General features: G+C 73.2%; 18 protein-coding genes. 10 read left to right on the top strand and 8 right to left on the bottom strand.

The window, feature by feature from the left end; translation table 11 throughout:
* Positions 1–10: 10 nt before the first annotated feature.
* Complete coding sequence (locus ACZ7OY_RS33990; protein WP_471915023.1) at positions 11–1,111, bottom strand: AAA family ATPase; 1,101 nt, start codon at positions 1,109–1,111, stop codon at positions 11–13.
* Complete coding sequence (gene pnuC, locus ACZ7OY_RS33985; protein WP_471915022.1) at positions 1,108–1,713, bottom strand: nicotinamide riboside transporter PnuC; 606 nt, start codon at positions 1,711–1,713, stop codon at positions 1,108–1,110. Before pnuC ends, ACZ7OY_RS33990 begins: the two co-directional genes overlap by 4 nt.
* Before the next feature lie 217 nt (positions 1,714–1,930).
* Between pnuC and ACZ7OY_RS33980 the strand changes: the two genes are divergently transcribed.
* Positions 1,931–2,353, top strand: coding sequence for a hypothetical protein (locus ACZ7OY_RS33980; RefSeq protein WP_471915021.1), 423 nt, complete (start codon positions 1,931–1,933; stop codon positions 2,351–2,353).
* On the opposite strand, the gene ACZ7OY_RS33975 is transcribed toward ACZ7OY_RS33980, so the two are convergent.
* Positions 2,332–3,156, bottom strand: coding sequence for a helix-turn-helix domain-containing protein (locus tag ACZ7OY_RS33975; RefSeq protein ID WP_471915020.1), 825 nt, complete (start codon positions 3,154–3,156; stop codon positions 2,332–2,334). The two genes, ACZ7OY_RS33980 and ACZ7OY_RS33975, sit on opposite strands and share 22 nt — an antisense overlap.
* An 86-nt stretch (positions 3,157–3,242) precedes the next feature.
* Between ACZ7OY_RS33975 and ACZ7OY_RS33970 the strand changes: the two genes are divergently transcribed.
* The 4 genes from ACZ7OY_RS33970 to ACZ7OY_RS33955 all read left to right on the top strand — a co-directional run bounded on the left by ACZ7OY_RS33970 (position 3,243) and on the right by ACZ7OY_RS33955 (position 9,465).
* On the top strand, positions 3,243–4,211 hold the full coding sequence (locus ACZ7OY_RS33970) for an LLM class flavin-dependent oxidoreductase (RefSeq protein ID WP_471915019.1): 969 nt from the start codon (positions 3,243–3,245) through the stop codon (positions 4,209–4,211).
* A gap of 249 nt (positions 4,212–4,460) precedes the next feature.
* Entirely contained in the window at positions 4,461–5,270 is an 810-nt protein-coding gene (locus ACZ7OY_RS33965) for an alpha/beta hydrolase (protein WP_471915018.1), read from the top strand.
* The gene (locus ACZ7OY_RS33960; protein WP_471915017.1) at positions 5,267–6,097 is read left to right on the top strand and encodes an SDR family NAD(P)-dependent oxidoreductase; all 831 of its coding nucleotides are present in this window, start codon (positions 5,267–5,269) and stop codon (positions 6,095–6,097) included. The genes ACZ7OY_RS33965 and ACZ7OY_RS33960 overlap by 4 nt, the downstream gene beginning before the upstream one ends.
* Positions 6,098–6,696: 599 nt before the next feature.
* Positions 6,697–9,465: a helix-turn-helix transcriptional regulator gene (locus ACZ7OY_RS33955; RefSeq protein ID WP_471915016.1), complete on the top strand. Its 2,769-nt coding sequence runs from the start codon at positions 6,697–6,699 to the stop codon at positions 9,463–9,465.
* A 159-nt stretch (positions 9,466–9,624) separates the two neighbouring features.
* Here the strand turns inward: ACZ7OY_RS33955 and ACZ7OY_RS33950 are convergent, their stop codons facing one another.
* Positions 9,625–10,152: a hypothetical protein gene (locus ACZ7OY_RS33950; protein ID WP_471915015.1), complete on the bottom strand. Its 528-nt coding sequence runs from the start codon at positions 10,150–10,152 to the stop codon at positions 9,625–9,627.
* The gene (locus ACZ7OY_RS33945; RefSeq protein ID WP_471915014.1) at positions 10,153–11,169 is read right to left on the bottom strand and encodes a hypothetical protein; all 1,017 of its coding nucleotides are present in this window, start codon (positions 11,167–11,169) and stop codon (positions 10,153–10,155) included.
* On the opposite strand from ACZ7OY_RS33945, the gene ACZ7OY_RS33940 reads away from it, so the two are divergent.
* Genes ACZ7OY_RS33940 through ACZ7OY_RS33925 form a run of 4 tightly spaced genes read left to right on the top strand, consistent with a single transcriptional unit; the run spans position 11,149 to position 16,286 of the window.
* Entirely contained in the window at positions 11,149–11,292 is a 144-nt protein-coding gene (locus ACZ7OY_RS33940) for a hypothetical protein (RefSeq protein WP_471915013.1), read from the top strand. The genes ACZ7OY_RS33945 and ACZ7OY_RS33940 overlap by 21 nt on opposite strands.
* 8 nt (positions 11,293–11,300) lie before the next feature.
* A complete protein-coding gene (locus ACZ7OY_RS33935; protein WP_471915012.1) occupies positions 11,301–13,061 on the top strand; it encodes an FHA domain-containing protein in 1,761 nt (586 codons plus the stop codon).
* Entirely contained in the window at positions 13,058–14,644 is a 1,587-nt protein-coding gene (locus ACZ7OY_RS33930) for a serine/threonine-protein kinase (RefSeq protein WP_471915011.1), read from the top strand. Before ACZ7OY_RS33935 ends, ACZ7OY_RS33930 begins: the two co-directional genes overlap by 4 nt.
* 34 nt (positions 14,645–14,678) lie before the next feature.
* The gene (locus ACZ7OY_RS33925) at positions 14,679–16,286 is read left to right on the top strand and encodes a hypothetical protein (RefSeq protein WP_471915010.1); all 1,608 of its coding nucleotides are present in this window, start codon (positions 14,679–14,681) and stop codon (positions 16,284–16,286) included.
* A 69-nt stretch (positions 16,287–16,355) separates the two neighbouring features.
* Here the strand turns inward: ACZ7OY_RS33925 and ACZ7OY_RS33920 are convergent, their stop codons facing one another.
* On the bottom strand, positions 16,356–16,964 hold the full coding sequence (locus ACZ7OY_RS33920) for a TetR/AcrR family transcriptional regulator (RefSeq protein WP_471915009.1): 609 nt from the start codon (positions 16,962–16,964) through the stop codon (positions 16,356–16,358).
* A 94-nt stretch (positions 16,965–17,058) separates the two neighbouring features.
* Here ACZ7OY_RS33920 and ACZ7OY_RS33915 point away from each other — a divergent pair, with 94 nt between their 5' ends.
* Complete coding sequence (locus tag ACZ7OY_RS33915) at positions 17,059–17,913, top strand: class I SAM-dependent methyltransferase (RefSeq protein ID WP_471915008.1); 855 nt, start codon at positions 17,059–17,061, stop codon at positions 17,911–17,913.
* Positions 17,914–18,116: 203 nt separating this feature from the next.
* Here ACZ7OY_RS33915 and ACZ7OY_RS33910 read toward each other — a convergent pair whose 3' ends face one another.
* On the bottom strand, positions 18,117–19,193 hold the full coding sequence (locus tag ACZ7OY_RS33910; protein WP_471915007.1) for a fatty acid desaturase family protein: 1,077 nt from the start codon (positions 19,191–19,193) through the stop codon (positions 18,117–18,119).
* 171 nt (positions 19,194–19,364) lie between these two features.
* Positions 19,365–20,063 carry an SDR family oxidoreductase gene (locus ACZ7OY_RS33905; RefSeq protein WP_471915006.1) on the bottom strand — a complete coding sequence of 233 codons (699 nt, stop codon included), beginning with the start codon at positions 20,061–20,063 and terminating at the stop codon, positions 19,365–19,367.
* Between the last annotated feature and the right edge of the window lie 236 nt (positions 20,064–20,299).

The following is a 20,299-nucleotide window of genomic DNA, read 5'->3' as shown; positions in this document are numbered from 1 at the left end:
GCGGCGGTCGTCAGCGGTGCTCCGGAAGCGGGTCGGCGAAGTGCCAGCCCTCGGCGAGCAGGCCGTCGACCGCCTCCACCGCGGTGTGCAGCCGCTGCTCGTGGCTGCCGGTGACCAGCAGGTACCGGCGGCCGGTGCGCTCCAGTTCCGTCCGGAAGCGGCCGGTCATCCACGGGCGCAGCTGCGGGCCGTCGCGCAGGCCGTCGTCCTCGAAGGGCACGCCCTCGTGGTCGGTGAGCAGGTACAGATGGCGCGGGGTGCGGTCGGCGACGGCCGCGGTCTCGGGGCTGGGCGTGCCGAGGTAGCGCTCGTGCCAGATCGTGGTGGCGAAGGAGTCGGTGTCGCAGAAGAGCACCGGGGAGCCGGCGCGGGCCGCCTGCTGTTCGTCGGCGTCCTGGCGGCGGGCGATGACGGGGAACTCCTCGGAAGTGAACTCCACCTCCGACCAGTCGGCTGCGGGATCGGTGCCGCGCAGCGCGGCGAGCTTCTCCTCGCTGTACGCGCGGCCGTACTCGGGCACCCAGCCGGTGTCCGTCCAGATGCCGCCACGGGCGCGGTAGTGGGCGGCCAGGGCCCGGGAGAGCGTGGTGGTGCCGGTGGACTCGGCGCCGAGGACGACCACGCGCCGGGCGAGGGCGGCGCGCACGCCCGGGCCGAGGTACGCCCAGCAGCCCACCGGGTCCTTGCGCACGGCCGTGCCGGAGACGGGGTACGCGGTGCGGTCGAGGTCGACCAGAACCTCGGCCGCGCCGAACCGGCGGGCCAGCTCGGTGCCGTAGGACTCGGAGGTGAACACGGCGTCCACCGGGTCAGGGACGGCCGTGCGGAAAACGGCCATGTGGGCGTCCCAGACCGCGGGGTCGTGCAGGTCGACCGGGTGGTCGTCGACGGCGCCGACGACCTCGGCGTCCGGGTGGGCCTCGCGCATCCAGGTCACCCGGTCGGCGAGCGGTACCGACTCCACGGAGGCCGCGCAGACCAGGACGGTCAGCCGGTCGCACTGCGCGAGGGCGGTGCGGACCAGGTGGTGGTGGCCGGCGTGCGGCGGATAGAACTTGCCGAGCACCAGGCCGTGGCGGTACGGGCGGGCTCGGCGGGCGGCGGCGCTCATGCGGTCACCGCCGTGGCGGTGGCGGGGCCGGCGGCGAGGGTGCGCCGCCAGCCGAGCAGGCCGGCCACGCACAGGGCGAGGAAACCGACGTACAGCAGGGAGGTCAGGTACAGGCCCTTGTAGGCGTACAGCGGGATGTAGACCAGGTCGGCGGCGATCCACAGCCACCAGGACTCCAGCAGCTTGCGGCACTGGCCGTAGGTGGCGGCCAGGGAGAGCGCGGTGGTCAGCGCGTCCCAGAAGGGGACGGTGGAGTCGGTGGCCCGGTCCAGCAGGAGGGTGAGGGCGGCGGTGCCCAGCACTCCGGCGGCGGCGAGCCAGGCCCATTCGACAGCCGTGGTGCGGCGCACCGGCAGAGCGCCGGCGGTGACCGGTCCGGCGCCGCGGGCCCAGGTCCACCAGCCGTAGGCGGCCAGTGCGATGAAGACGACCTGGAGGCCGGCGTCGGCGTACAGGCCGGCCTGGAGGAAGAGCACGATGAAGAAGACGTTGTTGGCTATGCCGACCGGCCAGTTGGCGATGTGCTGCCGTGCCACCAGCCAGACGCAGAGGGCGCCGGTGGCGAAGCCGAGCGCTTCGGTCCAGCTGAGGTTCCAGTTCACGAGCGACTCCTTAATAGTCACTTCGACTATAAACAGGAGGGCGGGCAGAGGACAAGGGGAAACCTGGGGGCACGCTGCGGTCATGGCGTCGGCCTTCCTGCAGTCCGGCCGTTCGACGAGATGACGGACCGGAGCCCATTCCCTGCCGGGAATTGCCGGTCTCCACCGCGCGTCGCACGATCCGGTCCCAAGCGACCAGCCCGGCAAGGAGATTCACGTGATCGAGATCGACCCGCAGCACCTGGCCGACCGCTACATGGCTCAATGGACACTGGCCGACGCCGCCGAACGGCGCGCGGCCATCGAGCGGCTGTGGGCCGAGGACGGCAGACACATCCTTCACCCACCCGCGGGGATCAGGCGGCTCGCCGCGGAACTCGGCTTCGCCCACAGCACTTTGGAGGCTCGCGGCTACGACGCCATCGAATCCCGAGTGACGCGGAGCTACGAACGGTTCGTCGCGAAGGCGGGATTCACCTTCCGGGCCCGCGCCGACGCGGTTCGCCTCGACGGCGTGGTCAAGTTCGGCTGGCAGACGGTGTCCGCCGAGACCGGCGACGTGGTGGGCGGCGGCCTGGAGATGCTCGTGCTCGACGACGACGGGCGGATCAAGGCCGATTACATGTTCCCGGGCGGCTGAGCCGCGGCAGCAGCGGCGCCCGTCGGACCGGCAGCGACGTCAGTCGTTCCAGGGACCTCACCTCTCGGCCCGGCGGCCGCCGCGAGCGCCTCGGCCGTCGCCGCGTCGGCCGGCAGGAACGCCTCCAGTTTCAGCTCGGCCAGTGTCACGTCGACGGCGGTGGCGAAGGTGGTCACGGTCGTCATCAGGCGCAGCTCACCGTACGAGGACCGCAGGCGGAGCGGGACCGCGAAGCCGAGCAGTCCGGAGGACACACCCAACTGTGGTACGTACGCCGCGAGTTCGGCGCGCAACTCTTCCAGGTGGCCGAGGCGCGCCAGGACGTGGCGTGCCCATTCGTCGAGATTGCGGATGCGGGGGGCCAGGCCGTCGGGATGCAGCGCGAGACGGTAGACGTTGGTGCCCGGACCGACCAGCTCGGGCGCCGCCCCCTCGGTGATCAGGTCGAACGCGGTGTTCGCGGCGATCAGAGCGCCGCCGCGGTCCACCACCAGCGCCGGATACGGCAGATGGCCGCGCAGGATGTGGTCGATCGCCGTGCGCACGGGCGCCAGCGCCGGGTCGTCGAGCGCGCTCTCGGGGTAGACGGGTGCGTACCCCGCCGCCAGCAGCAGTTCGTTGCGTTCCCGCAGCGGCAGTTCCAGCGACTCGGCCAGGCGCACGACCATGTTCCGGCCGGGGACGGACCTGCCGGATTCGATGAAGCTGAGATGGCGCTGGGTGGTGCCCGCCCGAAGCGCCAGGTCGAGCTGGCTGAGATGACGGCGGATACGGCGTTCGCGAAGCGCACGGGGAAAGCTCACCGGCCTGTTGTACCGGCGGCGAAAGGTCCTGGGCCATTCCCCGCAGGGAATTGTCGCCGGCCGCACCCGACGTGAACATCACCGACATGGACATCGGTGTACTGCTTCCGACCGCGACCGCCCAGTGGGGCGCGGCCGACGACCCTCGCGAGCTGGTCCCCTTCGGCCGGCAGGCCGAACGCCTGGGCTTCTCCTCGCTGTTCGTCAACGACTCCCTGATCAGCCCGCGCATCGAGGCGCTCACGATGCTGGCCGCGCTCGCTCCGGCGACCGAGACCGTGACGCTGGGCACGGCTGCGCTGATGCCGTTCCTGCGGCGGCCGGTCCAGGCCGCGCAGTCACTGGCGTCGGTCGACCTGCTGTCCGGTGGCCGGCTCATCGTCACCGTCGGCGCGGGCTTCCCCGGCCGCTTCGGTCGCCCGCTCTACGCGCTGTCCGAGCTGCCGTGGGAAAGGCGTTTCGCCCGTCTGGACGAGACCGTCGCGCTGTGGCGGGCCCTGTGGGACGGCGCCGACTCCTTCCACGGCGAGATCCTCCGGTTCGCCGACATCCCGCCCGCGACCCGGCCGTACCGGGCCGGCGGCCCGCCGGTCTGGCTCGGCGGCGCGACCCCTGCGGCGCTGGCCCGCACCGGCCGGTCGTACGACGGCTGGCTGCCCTACCCGCCCGACCCCGCCGACTACGCGGCCGGCCTTCGTCAGGCCCGCCGGGCGGCCGTCGACGCCGGGCGGGCAGCCGAGGACATCACCCCCGCGCTGTTCGTCTCGGTACGGATCGACGACGACGTCGAGCACGGACGCCGGGCGACGGACGCCTACGCGCGGGCCACGTACGGCATGCCCCTGGAGGAGCTGGAACGGATCCAGGCCGTCGTCACCGGCTCCGCCGACCAGGTGCTCCGGTGCCTGGACCGGTACGTCGCCGCCGGCGCCCGGCACATCGTCGTCCGGCTCGCCGCGCTGGATCTGCGCACTCAGCGCGACCAGCTCGAACGGATCGCGGACCTGATCCCCGCCGTCCGCAGGACAGCGGGTCACGCCGTCGGCCCGGGGTGAGCGAGCGGCAGTGGCGGCCGGCTGCGCGGCCGAGGACGGCTTCCGCGCCGAGCCGGGCGTCCCGCTCGTCCGAGCGAGCGCGAGGAAGGCACCGACGGGCTTCATGGTCGCCTCATGCGCCGGTGCTCCAAGAGCCGTCCGGTGTCCGGGTCCTGAACCTCTGGGGTGTCACCCCGGTGCGAGGGCAGCGGGGTTCCCGGTTTCGTGTGCACGACCGGCTCGGTACGCCCCCGCGAGAAAGGCGTCGTCATGACCGTCACGCGTCCCGTGGTCTTCATCCACGGACTCTGGCTGCACAGCAGCTCCTGGCAGCCTTGGATCGACCTGTTCGGCGAGCAGGGTTACAGCCCGTCCGCGCCCGGCTGGCCCGGCGACCCCGACACCGTCGAGGAGGCGCGCCAGAACCCCGAGAGCATCGCCGGACACGGCATCGACGACGTGGTCGAGCACTACGCGGCCCTGATCGCGGACCTGCCGGTGCGGCCCGTCCTGATCGGTCACTCCTTCGGTGGGATGATCGCGCAGAAGCTGCTCGGCCAGGACCGCGCCGCCGCGGCGGTCGCGATAGACGCCGCGCAGATCAAGGGCGTACTGCCGCTGCCGCTGTCCGCGCTGAGGGCGACGTTCCCGGTCTTCAAGAACCCGGCCAACAAGCACCGGTCGGTCTCCCTGACCGCGGAACAGTTCCGGTTCGCGTTCGGCAACGCTATCGAGGAGGAGGAATCGGCGGCACTGTACGAGCGCTGGACCATACCGGCACCGGGCAAGCCGCTGTACGAGGCCGCCTCCGCCAACTTCGACCCGCACTCGCCGGCGAAGGTCGACACGGACAACAGCGGACGGGGTCCGCTGCTGCTCATCTCCGGCGGCAAGGACCACACGGTGCCCGAGGCCGTCACCCGGGCCACCCTCAAGCAGTACCGGCACTCCGAGGCCGTCACCGACATCATCAGCTTCCCCGACCGGGGGCACTCCCTGACGATCGACGGAGGCTGGCGCGAGGTCGCGGACACCGTACTGACCTGGCTGCGGCGGCAGGATCAGGAGCCCGGGCGATGAGCCCCCGGCCGCCCGAGGCCACCGGAACGTCCGGCCCCGACGCGGGCCTGGCGGGACGTACGGTGGTGGTCACCGGCGCCGGGCGCGGCATCGGGCTGGCCGTCGTGGAGGCCTTCCTCGCGGCCGGCTCCCGCGTCGTCGCGGCGTCGAGGTCACGTACCGACGCCCTCGACGAGCAGGTGAAGCAGGGTGCTGAACTCACCGTCGTGGAGGTCGACCTCGCGTCACCCGACGGTCCGTCGGCGCTGGTCGCCGAGGCCGTCGCGGTCCACGGCGGTGTCGATGTCCTGGTGAACAACGTGGGCGCGGTACGACCGCGGGTGGACGGTTTCCTGAGCACGACGGACGCGGACTGGGACTGGACGTTCACGGTCAATCTCATGGCCGCCGTCCGCACCACCCGGGCCGCCCTGCCGCATCTGCTCGCCACCGGGGCGGGCTGCATCGTCACCGTCTCCTCCGTCAACGCCCGGCTGCCGGACCCGCTGGTCATCGACTACGGCGCGGCAAAGGCGGCACTGACCAACTTCTGCAAGGCCCTGTCCAAGGAGGTGGGTCCACGCGGTGTGCGGGTGAACACCATCGGTCCAGGCCCGGTGGAGACGGCGCTGTGGCAGGGGGCCGGCGGTGTGGCCGCCGCGGTCGGCCGGTCCCGGGGCGTCGACCCGCGGGAGGTGGCCCGCGGCGCGGCCGGCCAGTCGGTGACCGGCCGCTTCAGCCGGCCGTCCGAGGTGGCCGATCTCGTGCTCTACCTCGCCGGACCTTCGGCGGCGAACATCACCGGGGCCGACTTCGTCATCGACGGCGGTCTCGTCGAGTCCCTCTGACCCGTCGACCGCGCCGGCCACGGTCTTCACCCCGGACGACCCGCGGGTCCTCGCCCGCCGCCCGCGCGACTCCGCGCCCCTGGAGGCCGACCTGCGGCTGCCGGCCATCCTGAGCAAGTAGGAGCTCCGAACAAGAGTGGGCCCGTCGGACGGCGCCCACTCTTGTTCGGCCGGGGGCCGCGTGCCGTGGGCACGTCCTGCCATGCGCAGCGCCGCCTTCCGTCACGAGTCCCCGGGTACGGAACACCACGGCCTGGCACAGCACGACCACGCCGCCACAATGGCGGCCCCGGTCGACGCGCCGGCCCCGCTGCGGCCTCTCCCACCGGAGCACCGGGAAGTCCTCGTGCACACCTGCCCCCGCCTGGCAGCAGCGGCTCGCATGCCGTACGGACGCGAGCATTCCGGCCCGGGAGTCCAGAGCGAGAGTGCACGATAGAAAAAACGCTGCATCATGGGAGCGCTCCCACAGGGCGGACAGCCCGCCACGCACCGCACGCGAACGGCAGGACCAGCGGCCGCGACCCGGACGCGACGCCCGCCCGCCCTTCGAGCGCGCCCACGCCCGAGCCGGTCACTGCATCACGAAGGGGCTTGTCATGGTGTGGTCCGACGTTCCCTCCGCACCCGGTCCGCCGATGGTCGGCCGGCTCGCGGAGCGTGAGGCGATCGGAAGGCTGCTCGCATCGGTCCGTGACGGCTTCAGCGGCGTCCTGGTGCTCCACGGAGACGCGGGCGTCGGCAAATCCCGGCTCCTGCGGTACGCAGCCGAGTCCGCCCAGGACCTGACGGTCGTCAGGCTGGTCGGTGTCGAGGCCGAGACCCGGCTGAGCTACGGAGCCCTGCACCGGCTCCTGCGGCCCTGCCTGGACCGGCTGCCGGCCCTGCCGCAACGCCAGTGTGACGCCCTGAACGCCGCGTTCGGGCTGACCGACGCACCACCGTCCGACCGTCATCTGGTCGGGTTGGCCACGCTGACGCTGCTCTCGGACGCCGCCACGGCCGCGCCGATGCTCTGCCTGATCGACGATGTGCAGTGGCTGGACCGCGAGTCGGCGGAGACGCTGGCATTCGTGGGCCGACGCCTGTACGCGGACTGCCTCGGGCTGCTGTTCGCCGGGCGCGCGGGCGCCGGCGACCTCGCTGTCTTCGGCGATCTGCCCGCAATCCGGCTGGAGGGGCTCGCCGGCCACGAGGCCAGGGCCCTGCTGAGCGCCCGTGTGACCGGGCACCTGAACCAGTCGGTCGCCGAGCGGCTCGTCGCCGGCACCGGAGGCAACCCGCTCGCGCTCCTGGAACTGGCGGTGAACCTGGGCTCGGAACGGCTGGCCGGGGTCACCCCGCTGCCCGAGCCGCTGCCGGTCAACCGGCAGCTGGAGGAACACTTCCGGCGGGCGGCGGCGCTGCTGCCCGCCGACACCCAGACCCTGCTCCTGCTCATGGCCGCGACGCCCACGGACGACCAGGCGGCACTGTGGCGTGCCGCCGGCGCGCTGGGGCTGTCCATCCGGTCCGCCGCACCCGCCGTCGCCGCGGGGATACTCAACCGCGGCACCACCGCCGAATTCCGCCACCCGCTGATCCGTTCCGCGGTCCACTCGGCCGCGTCCGCGGACGAGCTGCGCAGGGTCCAGACGGCACTGGCCGCCACGAGCGCCCCCGAGCGCCGGGCCTGGCATCTGGCCGAGGCGGCCGACGGCCCGGACGACGACGTGGCCGCGGAACTCGAAGCCGCCTCGGAACTGGCCCAGGCTCGTGGCGGATACTCCGAACAAGCCCTGGTCCTCACGCGGGCGGCGGAGCTGACCGCACATCCCGCCAAACGGGCCGAACGGTATCTCGACGCCGCGGCGGCGCACCTCACCTCCGGCAACCTGTCGGCGGTCCAGGCGCTGCTCGAACTCGCCACTCCCCACCTGAGCGGCCCGGTGGCCCGGGTTCAGGCGACTCGGCTGCGGGCGTCCGTCGAGATGCTCCGCGCCCGCCCCCGCAAGGTGCCCGCGATGCTGCTGGACGCGGCGGCCGAGCTCACCACCACCGATCCGACGGCACGCTGGGACCTGCTGCGCGAGGCGATGCAGGCCGCGATCATCGGCGGCCGGATGATCACCGGGACGACACCCCGCGAAGTCGCCGAAGCCACTGCCGCCGCCTGGCACGAAGCGGCGATGCCGGCCGGGAGTCCCGATCCGCTGATGGCGGCACTGGCGCGCTCCATCGCCCACGGCTACGCGGCGGGGGCCCCGGCCCTGGCGGCAGCCCTGGCCCGGTTGCGCAGCGCCGACGATCTGCACGAGCAGGACGCGTTCAGCGTCATGGTCAGCATCGCGGGCGACGAGGTGTGGGACATCGAGGGCAAGCGGGAGATCCTGCAGAAGCTGGTGGCGGCGGGCCGCGCTCGCGGCGCGCTCTACGGGCTCAGCCTGGCCCTGCTCGCCCTGGCCAAGGCGGAGATCTGGAACGGCCGGTTCGCCGCCGCCGAAAGCTGCTTCATCGAGTCGGACGACTACATGAACGCGACGGGGTACTTCAGGTCGGGAGACTTCCACAAGGCCCTGCTGTACGCCTGGACCGGCCGGGAAGCCGAACTGCGGGCCGCCGTCGCGACGATGCGCGCCATGTCCGACAGTCACGGCACCGGAGTGACGTACCGGTGGGCCGCCCAGGCCCTGAGCATCTTCGAGATCGGTTGCGGGCGCTACCGGGAAGCACTCGACGCCCAGCTCACCATATTCGCCGACCACCCCATGGTCCTGGGCGACATCAATCTCGCCGGAATGGTCGAGGCCGGACTGCGGGCCGGTGATCCCGGGGCCGCCGCCCTGGCCATGGAACGCATGGAGGAACGCGCTCCGCTCGCCGCGACCCCGTGGGCGCTGGGACTGCTCGCCCGCTGCCGGGCCCTGATGACCGACGGCGACAAGGCCGAGCGGCTGTACCAGGAGTCGATCGCGCAACTCGAGAAGGTTCCGGTGGCGGTGGACCTGGCGTGGTCGCGCCTGCTGTTCGGCGAGTGGCTGCGCCGCCGCAGACGTCGTGCCGACGCCAGGGTCCAACTGCGGTCCGCCTTCGAGTCCTTCGAGTCCTGGGGAGCCGTGCCCTTCGCCGAACGGGCGAAGGCGGAGCTGCTGGCCACCGGGGAGACGGCACGCAAACGAACCGCCGACACCCGATTCGACCTCACCCCGCAGGAACGTCATGTGGCGATGCTGGCCGCGTCGCGGCTGACCAACGCGGAGATCGCCGGCCAGCTGTTCATCACCACCTCGACCGTCGAGTTCCATATGAGCCGGGTGTTCCGCAAACTCGGCATCACGTCGCGCAGGCAGATCGAGCGCAGGCTGGGTGAGACCGACCCGGACGATTGACCGCGGGAAGCCCGGGGACCGGCCGGTCGAGCGAGCCGACCCGACGGTCTCACCGGTGGCCGTATCAGAGCGGTGCACGGCCGAGACAACCGACCCTTCCGGAGGCATATTTCACTGGAGTGTCCAGCTCCCGGCCTTGCGCGGGTCATGCCACGCCCCTTATAACCGTCGGTGCAGCATCGGTGGGGGTGGCCGGAAAGGGCAGTTGCCGCCGGCCAGGGGGATCCTCAGCTCCGCCGGGAACGGACCGCAGCGTACGCAGACCCACGGAGACCCGAGGACATGACCGACCACGCCTTTCGCGATGCCATGACCCGACTTGCCGTCGACCCGGCCTTCAGGGCCGAACTCGACGGTGACACCGAGGAGGTGGCCCGAAGACTCGGCCTGACACCCGCTCAGGTCGACGAGCTCCGCGCCCTGCGCGTCGAGTCCGGCGCCACCGGGGGGCCGGCCGCACTCGACCCACGACTGTCCAAGTCGTCCCTGTTCTTCGGGAGCGCCGCACACGCGCTGGCCCACCATGACGCAGCGCATGTCCCGGTCGACCATGTACCCGGCGACCAGGCCTCCGTCGAGCACACGACCGACCTGGCGCTTCCTGCCGACGGCCACGCGGGCGCCGACGGCCTCGACGTCTCCACCACCGGTCCCCAGAGCCTGCTCGGCGGAGGGCTGGCCCAGCATTCACCGGTCGATGTGAGCGGCGGATTCGGCGAGTTCGGCGATTTCGGGGGGTTCGGGAACGAGGCCGGGTCGGACCTCGGCGGGCTCGGTGGGCATGACGGTGGGGGTCCCGACGGCAGCTTGGGGGACTTCGGCGGCTTCGGGGACGCGGGCTCCGGTGACGGCGGCTTCGGAGCCGGTGGCACCGACGGCGGCTTCGGGGACGGCGGGTTCGGCGGTGGCTTCGGCGGTGGGCCCGGTGACGGTGGCGCCGACGGCGGGTTCGGCGGTGGCTTCGGGGACGGCGGGTTCGGCGACGGTGGCGCCGACGGCGGGTTCGGCGGTGGCTTCGGGGACGGCGGTGCCGGATCCGGTAGCGGCCTCGGCGGGTTCGGTAGCCTCGGCGGACACGGTGGCGGATTCGGTGGCGAGGGCGGCGACGCGGGCCACTTCGGACACGGCGGCATCTACGACCGCGGCGACGACGGCGGTGGGGACAGCGGCGGCGGTGAGGGCGGCGGCGGAGACAGCGGCGGTGGCGGCGGCGACCAGGAGAACACCGGACGCCGACCCGGCGGCGGTGAGGGGGGCGGCAGCGGCGGCGGAGAAGGCGGCGGCAGCGGCGGCGGTGAGGGCGGCGGCGGAACCGGTGACGGTGGCTCCGGTCACGGCGGCTCCGGTGGCGGTGAGGGCGGTGGCCACGGCGGCTCCGGTGGCGGTGACGGCGGGGGTTCCGGCGGGGGCGGCGAAGAGGGCGGCGGTCACGGTCACGACGGTGGCTCCGGCGGTGGCGGCTCCGGCGGCGGCGAAGGCGGCGGCGAAGGCGGCGGCGAAGGCGGCAGCGGCGGCGGCGGGGACCAGGAGAACACCGGTCGGCGACCCGGCGGCGGCGGTGAACCCGGGGGCGGCGACGGCGGCGGCAGCAGCCAGGAGAACACCGGACGCCGTCCAGGCGGCGGCGGTGGAGAGCCCGGCGGGGGCGACGGCGGCGAAGGCGGTGGTGGTGGCCGCGCGGGCATGACCGGCGGCACCGAGCACATGCGCGGCGGTGTGAGCGCCCCCGGCCTCGGCAGCATCTCCACACACCTCTCCCCCTCCGCGCCCGGCACCGACGGCGGCTTCACCGACGGAACGTTCACCAGCGGATCCGGCGCGGGCTGAGCCGACGCATGCTCTGCCACGCCTGCCGCGTCCATGTGCGGCGCGACTTCCCGTACTGCCTGCACTGCGGCACACTCCGCCGCGGCGCGGCACCGACGTCGTACGCCGCGCCGCAGCTGCGCGGCCTCGACGACCCCGCCCTGCTCGTCCCGCTCACCGGCCCGGTCACCACAATGGGCCGGGGCGCGGACAGCGACGTCGTCCTGTCCGACGTCAGCGTGTCGCGCCGCCATGCCCGGATCGTGCGCACCGGGTCGGGCTTCCGGATCGAGGACCTGGACTCGTTCAACGGCACGGCCGTCGCGGGCGTCGACCTGCACGGCGGCGCCGCCGACCTCGCCGACGGCACCGAGCTGTCCGTCGGCGACGTACGCCTGGTGTTCGAACAGCCCCGCGACGCCCACATCGGCCAGCGGACCCAGGTCGTCGGCACCCAGCTCACCCAACTCCCCACCGCGGCGCAGGAGGAGGCGGCACCGGAGGCGAGCGGCCCGCTCACCGCACGTCCCCGCCGCCGCTCCGGCTGGGCGCTCAAGCAACTGCCCGCCGACCGCGGCGAGGCCCGCTGGGTGCTCAACAGCACCCGCACCGGCAGGTATCTGGAGCTGGACGAGCGCGAGGTCTTCCTCTGGCAGGCCGTCGACGGCGAGAACACCGTACGGGACCTGCTGTTCGCGTACGCCGACCGCTTCGGCGAGCTCGCCCTGCCGCGCATCGAGGCCGCGCTCGCCGCGTTCGCGGACGCGGGACTGCTGCGTGGTCTGCCCGGGCACCCCGAGGCGGCGGAGCGGACGGGCTGGCGGCGGGTGGGACACGCCGTGTACCGGGCGTTGCTGAAACTGGAGATATCGGTACCCGGCCTCGACCGCACCGTCGCCCGCCTCTACCAGGCCTTCGGCTGGCGGTTCTTCACCCGGACCGGGGTCACGCTGGTCTGGCTGTCGGTGATCGGCGGGCCGGGCGCGTTCTTCGTCGCGCAGCAACGCCAGCGGCTGCTGGACTTCGGCGGCGCGGGCGTCCGGGGCCCGGTGCTGCTCGCCGCCGGATACATATCCGCCCTCGTCGTCCACGAGTTGACGCACGCCCTGGCCGTGAAGTCGTACGGCCGCAAGGTCAGGCGCGGCGGTTTCCTGCTCATGATGGGCATGCCGTTCGCGTTCGTGGACACCAGCGACATGTGGTTCGGCACCCGCTGGTCGCGTGTCGTCGTCGCGCTCTCCGGGCCGCTGTCGACGGCCGCGCTGGCCGGCTGGTGCGCGGCAGGCGCGGCCTTCCTGCCCGCCGGAGCGGCCCCGGCCGTCCTCTTCCAACTGGCCTTCGGGCTCTACCTGAACACGCTCTACAACTTCAACCCCCTGATGCCGCTGGACGGTTACCAGGCCCTGACCGATGTGCTGCGGATGCCGCGGCTGCGCGAGGAGGCGAGCGCGTACTTCCGCAAGGGGCTCTGGCTGGACCTGCGCAGCGGCAACCGGCCCGGGCCGCGGCAGGCGGGCATGGCCGCGTACGGACTCGCGGTCGTCGTCGGCACGTACGGCTTCCTCGTCCTCGCCCTGCTGGCCTGGCGCTCGCGGATCGGCGACCTGCTGGACGGGTGGCTGTCCCCGGCGTGGACCTCGCTGGTCGAGGCGGTCGTGGTCGCCCTGGTGGCCTTCCCGGTGTGGTCCGCGCCGGTGCGCTGGCTGGCCCGCCGGGTGCGGCGCCGGCGTGACGCACGGCAAGCCCCGCAGGCTCCGGCGATGGGCGCGGTCGCGGAGGAAACGGCATGAACGAGGACATCGGCAGACCCGGCCCGTGGGCCGTCCCCGGTTACGAAGAGGTGCGTACGCTCGGCGAGGGCGCCGGCGGGCGGGTCGTCCTGGCCCGGCACACCGCGACCGGGATACCCGTGGCGGTCAAGTATCTCGGCGAAAACCTGCGTACCGACCGGGAGTTCCTCGCCCGCTTCCGCGCGGAGGCCCGGCTCCTCGGCGAGTTGCGGCACCCGTGCGTGGTGCGGCTGTACGAGTACGTCGAGGCGCGCGGCGGTGCCGCCATCGTGATGGAGGCGGTGGACGGCGTCAGTCTCCGCCAACTGCTGCGCCGGCACGGGGCGACCGGCCCCGAGGCGGCCCTGGTCCTGCTCAAGGGCTCGTTGCTCGGCCTCGGCGCGGCCCACGAGGCCGGGGTGGTGCACCGCGACTACAAGCCCGAGAACGTGCTGGTCCGTGCCGACGGCACCAGTGCGCTCGCCGACTTCGGCATCGCCGTACGCGCCGGCCGCGAGACCGAGGCCGCCGGCACGCCCGCCTACATGGCGCCCGAGCAGTGGCAGGGCGAACCGGCGGGACCGGCCGGCGACGTGTACGCCGCGGCGGCCGTCTTCCACGAGTGCCTGACCGGGCGCCGCCCGTTCACCGGCGACGACGTGAGCGCGCTGCGCCTCCAGCACCTGCGGGCCCCCGTCCCCCTGGACGACGCACCCGCCCCGGTACGCGGACTGCTGCGCCGGGGCCTGGCCAAGGACCCGGCGGATCGTCCGGGCGTCGAGGCGTTCCTCGCCGACCTGGAGCGATCCGCCACCGAGGGGTACGGCGCAGGCTGGGAGGAGCGCGGACGGCGCAGGCTCGCCGAACTCACGGCGCTGCTCGCCCTGTTGTTCCCCTTCACCGCGACGGCGACCCTCGAAGCTCCGGCCCGGGCCCTGACCCTGCTCGGCCGGCTCAGGCGCGCCGGGTGGAAGGCCGCCGCCGGCGCCGCCGCACTGGCGGCCGTCGCGGGCGCGGTGACGTCCGTGGCGGCCCGGCCGCACGACACGTCGACGACGGTGGCCAGTTCAGTGCCCTCGGCACTCGACTCGCCCACACCGTCCGCCTCTTCGCCCTCCGCGTCCGTGTCCGCGCCCGGTGCCTCCCCCACGGTCGACACCAGCCCGACCGCGACCCCCTCGGACGGCCCGACGGTCTCCCCCAGCCCCACACCGAGCACCGCCGCGCCGTCCGAGTCCCCCACACCGACGACCGCGGGCCCGGCCACACCCACGCCCACACCGACACCCACGCCCGGCACGATCACGATCACCATCGGCTCCTGGCAGCGGGGGCAGACCCCCGGCACCCTGGTCGCCGACGTCACCGTCGACACGACCGGCACCGGGCCCGTGACCGTCACGGCCGACTACTACGTGAACACGCCCGCCGATCCCTACGGCCACCGGACGCAGCGACTGTCCGGCGGCACGCACTACCCCTTGGCCTTCGTGGCCGACTTCGCCAACCACCCGTGCCGGGGCACCTGGACGGTCACGCTCACCAGCACTCCGGCGGCGGCGAACGGACCCCAGACGGCCACCCTGGACGCACCGCCGTGCTGAGCTCCGTACCGAGCGAGAACGAGAACGGATCGGCATGACGACAACCACCACCGTCGCAGGGCGCACCCTGTCGGGCTGGTCGCGCGACTCCCGCCACGGCACCTGGTACGCGCTGCTCCCGGTCAGGTCCGGCGAGCCGGTGCTCGGTGCGCTTCGCATCGACCGTGCCCTGCTCGCGCCGGAGGGCACGCGCGAGCGGCTCGCGGCGGCCGTGCTCGCCGTCGGCAGGCTCCGGTTGCCCGGGGTGCTCGGCACGGTCGACCTGGTCGTGGAGGCCGGGGAGGTGTGGCTGGTCACCGCCCGGCCACCGGCTCCCACCCTCGCGGACCTGCTGGCCCGCGGGGAGACGGGCCCCGGCGCGGGCAGCGCGGCCAGCGTCCTGAACGAGACCGCGCAGAGCCTGCTCGCCCTGCACGCGGCCGGTCTCGCCCACGGGGCCCTGGACGCGGACACCGTCGTCCTCGCCCCTGACGGGGTCGCCCTGCTCGCCGAGGCCGCGCTGGGCACGGTGCTGGGGGACGCACCGGACTCGGCGCGCCGCGAGGCGGACCGCACGGCCTGGGCCGGTCTGGCCCGCACCCTCGGCGAGGCCTGGGTGACCCCCGGCACTCCCGCAGCCGCTCTGCTCGCGCAGTGTTCCGCCACCGCCGATACCGAGGGGCTCGCGGCGGCCCGAGCGACACTGGTCGCCGGGCGCGCGGCGCTCCCGGCGGGTTTCCTGCGGCGTACGGAACTCCGCGCGGCGGTGGCCGCGGCGACCCCGGTGCTCGCCACGGCTCCTACGGGGGACGAGAGGGAGGCGGACACCGAGCGTGTGCGCACCCAGGAAGAGGAAGACGAAGCCCTCGGTGCCGCAGCAGGTGGTACCGAGGTCGCCGGTGCCGAAGCCGCCGGTACTGACGACGCCGGCCCCGAAGACGTGGTTCCGCAAGTGGACAGCCCCGGGCACGCCGTGCCGGACGAGCCGGACGAGCAACTCACCATGCCCGGCCGGGCCCGCTCCGCCCCGCACCGGCCCCGCTCCGCCGCCGCGGACGATCAGGCCACCGTCCTCGGCCGACGCAATCGCACCCCCGCCGCATCCCCGGCAGCGACACGCGCCGAGGCGACGACGACGCCCCCGACCGGCGAGGACGACGGCGAGATCCTCCTGCGCTTCGGCCCCGGCGTCCCCACGGAGGCCCAGGAGGTGCTGCGCGCCCAGTGGCGTACCGCACCCGTGCCGCCGGGCGGCCGCCCCCACCCTCGAAGGCGGCGGGCCTGGATCGCCACGACGGCATTCCTCACCGCCGCGGCCGTCCTGCTCTGGCTGCTGCTGCGGCCGGACCCGGCCCCGGCGGTCACCGCCGTCGAAGTCCGGGCGCCCGCAGGGCAGTTGCACTGCGGGCAGACCGCCGATCTGGTCGGCGTCGTGACCACGGACGGTCGCGGCGGCCCGGTGACGTATCACTGGCTGCGCAGCGACGGCCACGACTCCGGCGAGCTGGTCCACATGGCCCGCCGGGGCGACCGCAGGGTCACCGTGCACCTGCGCTGGACGGTCCGCGGCCCCGGAAGCTTCCGGGGATCCGCACGCCTGCGGATCGCGCACCAGCCCGAGCCGATCGAGGCGCAGGCGGCCTTCGACTACACCTGTTCCTGACGGCCCCGGCCACCGGCTTCCTGACGGCCTCGGCCACCGGCGCGCCGGTCGGGGCGACGATCGATCGGCTCAGGAGGACTCCGTGGCCCCGGGAGGTGTGGTCACCAGGGCCGTGACCAGCCGCCGGATCAGCGGGCCGGCGGCCTGCGGTTGCGGCCCGGGGTGCATCAGGAGGTGGTGGACCGTGCCGGTCAGGGCCAGGGCCAGCATCGGGCAGTCGGCGTCCGGGGCCACTCGGCCCAGCCGTTGTTCCGCCTCGAGGTAGCGGGTCATCGCATCCTCGACCGCGCCCGGTCCCGGAGTGCCGTCCGCCCAGGAGCGGGCCACACGTTGGGCGACCTGGTTGCGGGAGAGGGCGGCCGCGGCGATCGCGGGACCGCTCGTGCCGAGCATCGCGAGTGCCGCGGCGGTGAGGTTGTCGTGCACGCTGCCGCTGCCCGCCCGGTCGGGCAGCGGTCCCACCTCCGCGGCGATCCGCGCGAACCGGTCCAGGACGAGTTGCGTCACGAAGTCGTCCAGGTCCTCGAAGTGGTTGTAGAGCAGCCCCTTCGCGCAGCCCGCCTCCTCCGTGACGGACCGGTTGGTCAGGCCGGCCGTGCCCTCCCGGGCCAGTACCCGCTCCGCCGCGGCGAAGAGCCGCTCCCGGACATCGGGGATCGCTACTCCGCGTGGGGACATCGGTTCCTCCCGGACGGCACTTGCCAGTATGGGCGAACGCTCATACCTTGGAATGGGCAGATGCCCATACTAGCTCTCCGGCAGGAGCGATCCCATGTACGAGCTCGCCAACACCGCACAGTCCCAGGCCTGGAACGGCGACGAGGGACGGCACTGGAGCGACCATCACGACCGCTGGAACGCCGTCAACGAAGGGTTCGACGAGCCCCTCCTCACCGCGGCCGGGATCGGCCCCGGCGACCGCGTGCTCGACGTCGGCTGCGGGGCCGGGCAGACCACGCTGCTGGCCGCCCGTACCGCTGCCCCAGGATCGGTCCTGGGCCTGGACCTGTCCGGCCCCATGCTCGACCGGGCGCGCCTGCTGGCCGCGCGGGAGGGCCTGGGCAACATCGGCTTCGAGCAGGGTGACGCCCAGATCCACCCCCTGCCCGAGGCCGGGTTCGACGTGGCCGTGAGCCGCTTCGGGGTGATGTTCTTCGCGGATTCGGCCGCCGCGTTCGGCAACATCGCCCGCGCGCTTCGCCCCGACGGACGGCTCGCCTTCGTCTGCATGGCGGACCCGGCCCGCTGCGAGTGGGCCCAGGTGTACGACGCGGTGAGCGCGGCCCTGGCCTCCGTGCCACAGGCGGCAGGTGACCTCACCGGCCCGGGCATGTTCTCCCTCGCCGACCCGGTCGTCGTACGCGAGGTGCTCGGGCAGGCCGGTTTCGACGACGTACGCACCGAAGCCGTCGACGCGCTCGGGGACTTCGGCCGCGACGCCGACGACGCCGCCGAGCACCTCCTGGGGTCCGGCCCCGGACGGCATCTGGTGGAACGGCTCGGCGCCGCGGGCGACGGGGCCGAGCGTGTGCGGGCCGCGCTGCGTGCCGCCCTCGCTCCGTACGCACAGGCCGCCGGGGTCCGTATGCGGACCGGGGCGTGGCTGGTCACGGCCGTCCGCCGGTGACCGCGATGTCCACCCTTCCGCCGGACCTGGAGTTGCGGACGCGCCAGGGCGGGGGCGGGGGAAGTCGAGCTGTTCTCGAGCGTTCCCTGTCACCGTGGGCGTCACGTCTGGTCCGTCACTCATCCCCGTGGTGACGGACCAGACTTCATGACGCCGGACCCATGGCGCCGGCCCCGGCGCAGGAGCGTCGGACCGACCAGCCGTCAGGCCGCCTTGCGCTGCCGCCTGATCGGCTCTCCCACCCTGTGCAGATGCGCAAGCGCCTCGCGGTAGGACTGGATCAGCCCGGTCTCGTGGTACGGGACCCCGATCTCCGCGCAGTACGCGCGCACGACGACCTGGGCGCGCCGCAGGTGGGGAGTGGGCATGCCGGGGAACAGATGGTGCTCGATCTGATAGTTGAGCCCGCCGAGCAGCAGATCGGTGACCGGGCCGCCGTGGACGTTGCGGGACGTAAGCACCTGACGGCGCAGGAAGTCGGGTCGCTCGTCGCCGGTGAAGGTGGGCATGCCCTTGTGGTTCGGGGCGAAGGTGCAGCCGAGGTAGACACCGAAGAGGCACTGGTGCAGGGCGAGGAACGCCACCGCCTTGCCGGGCGAGAGCACCAGGAACAGCGCGGACAGGTAGGCAGCCAGGTGCAGGAGGAGCAGGCTCCCCTCCAGCAGACGGCTCTTCATGGACGGTGAACGCAGCGCCCGCACACTCGCCACGTGCAGGTTGAAGCCCTCCAGCGTCAGCAGCGGAAAGAACAGGAGTGCCTGGTGACCACCTATGAGGCGGGCCGGACCGCTGCTGTTGCGGGCCTGCTCGGTGGACCACACCAGGATGTCCGGGGCGACATCGGGGTCGAGTTCCTCGTGGTTGGGGTTGGCATGGTGGCGGGTGTGCTTGTTCATCCACCAGCCGTAGCTCATGCCGATGCCGAGGTTGCCGTAGAGCCGGCCCCAGATCTCGCTCGGCCGCCGCCGTCGGAACACCTGCCGATGTGCCAGGTCGTGGGCCACGAGCGCGACCTGTCCGAAGAGCAGGGCCATGAAGGCGGCGACCGCCAGCTGCCACCAGGTGTCGCCCAGCACCACGAAGGTGGTCCAGGCCGCCGCCAGCAGCCCGGTCACCAGGCCCAGCCGCACGGTGTAGTAGCCGGGGCGCCGTTGCAGCAGACCCGCCTCGGTGATGCGCTGCGTCAGCCGGGCGAAGTCGCTGCCCGCGTCCGGGGCGGATCCGCGTGGGCGGACCGCGGACGTGGCGGTCGCGACCGTGAGGTCGGGAAGAGTTGTCATGCAGTGAGTCTGGGGAGGGGCATCCCCTCGGCAGAAGCCGGTCAGTTGCAGGCTTCCAGGGGGGCTGTCCCCCCACCGCTTCGGGGGGCGTCACCAGGCCCGCATCTCCTGACCTAGGGTTTTCTCCGGGTTTCAGGACTTCGAGCCGACGGACGGTGGCGTACCGGATCGTCAGCGACCGGCGTACAGAGTCGCCAGATCACCCGAGAGCGCGGCACGTACCTGGCGGGTGCGCTCGTCGACCAGCACCTCGACTTCGTCGTTGAGCAGCGCGGTCATGGTCTGCTCCGCCACGTCGGCCGCGCTGATCTTCGGCGAGTCGATGGAGGCCGCCAGGTCGGTGTCGACGTAGCCGGCGTGCACGCCGACCACCAGGGTGCCCTGCTCCTGCAGCGCCAGCCGGAAGGCGTTCGTCAGGGACCACTCGGCGGACTTGGAAGCCGCGTAGCTCGGCAGCTGGCGGTTGGCCACCCATGAGGCCACGGACAGCATGGTGACCAGCGCTCCGCCTCCGTTGGCGGCCAGTACGGGTGCGAACGCACGCGAGACGGCCCAGGTGCCGAAGTAGTTGACCTCCATCTCGCGCCTGGCCCCGTCGAACGACCCCTCCAGCAGAGAAGGGCCACCGGCGACCCCGGCGTTGTTGATGACGATGCTGACGTCCCCGGCGGCAGCCGCAGCCGCGGCGACCTGTTCCTCGTCGGTGACGTCCAGGCGCAGCGGGACGAGCCCCGGGGCCTCGACGGACTCCGGATCCCGGACACCGGCGTACACCTTGGCTGCGCCGTGTTCGAGCAGTGCCTGTGCGAAGGCCTGCCCGATTCCACGGTTGGCGCCCGTCACCAGGGCCACCGAACCCTTGATGTCCATGATCGTCCTTCCTCTGGGCGGATCCGAGGGACTCCCCCTTCGACGCTAAGCCCTGGACAGCGGCTCAACCACCGGTCGGCGGGGGCGGGCGCGGGCCGGGCCGAGCGCGCCGACCCCACGCGCGCCGAGGTGCCGGCCCGCCGAGGTTCCTGTGAACGCGATGTCCGGCATCGCCACGAGCGCTTGTGCGGAGGGTCGGACGCGGTCCAGCTGTGAGGGCACGCGCGGCCACCGCG

This window comes from Streptomyces sp. NPDC107559 (assembly GCF_055657365.1).
Note: the sequence above shows the minus strand (reverse complement) of the source record. Positions and strands in the feature narration are given on the sequence as shown.

Coding starts and splice junctions, on each gene's coding strand:
- ACZ7OY_RS33990 (WP_471915023.1), bottom strand. CDS start 1,111: ATGAGCGCCGCCGCCCGCCGAGCCCGCCCGTACCGCCACGGCCTGGTG.
- ACZ7OY_RS33970 (WP_471915019.1), top strand. CDS start 3,243: ATGGACATCGGTGTACTGCTTCCGACCGCGACCGCCCAGTGGGGCGCG.
- ACZ7OY_RS33965 (WP_471915018.1), top strand. CDS start 4,461: ATGACCGTCACGCGTCCCGTGGTCTTCATCCACGGACTCTGGCTGCAC.
- ACZ7OY_RS33960 (WP_471915017.1), top strand. CDS start 5,267: ATGAGCCCCCGGCCGCCCGAGGCCACCGGAACGTCCGGCCCCGACGCG.
- ACZ7OY_RS33955 (WP_471915016.1), top strand. CDS start 6,697: ATGGTGTGGTCCGACGTTCCCTCCGCACCCGGTCCGCCGATGGTCGGC.
- ACZ7OY_RS33950 (WP_471915015.1), bottom strand. CDS start 10,152: ATGCTGGGCCAGCCCTCCGCCGAGCAGGCTCTGGGGACCGGTGGTGGA.
- ACZ7OY_RS33940 (WP_471915013.1), top strand. CDS start 11,149: ATGACCGGCGGCACCGAGCACATGCGCGGCGGTGTGAGCGCCCCCGGC.
- ACZ7OY_RS33935 (WP_471915012.1), top strand. CDS start 11,301: ATGCTCTGCCACGCCTGCCGCGTCCATGTGCGGCGCGACTTCCCGTAC.
- ACZ7OY_RS33930 (WP_471915011.1), top strand. CDS start 13,058: ATGAACGAGGACATCGGCAGACCCGGCCCGTGGGCCGTCCCCGGTTAC.
- ACZ7OY_RS33925 (WP_471915010.1), top strand. CDS start 14,679: ATGACGACAACCACCACCGTCGCAGGGCGCACCCTGTCGGGCTGGTCG.
- ACZ7OY_RS33920 (WP_471915009.1), bottom strand. CDS start 16,964: ATGTCCCCACGCGGAGTAGCGATCCCCGATGTCCGGGAGCGGCTCTTC.
- ACZ7OY_RS33915 (WP_471915008.1), top strand. CDS start 17,059: ATGTACGAGCTCGCCAACACCGCACAGTCCCAGGCCTGGAACGGCGAC.
- ACZ7OY_RS33910 (WP_471915007.1), bottom strand. CDS start 19,193: ATGACAACTCTTCCCGACCTCACGGTCGCGACCGCCACGTCCGCGGTC.
- ACZ7OY_RS33905 (WP_471915006.1), bottom strand. CDS start 20,063: ATGGACATCAAGGGTTCGGTGGCCCTGGTGACGGGCGCCAACCGTGGA.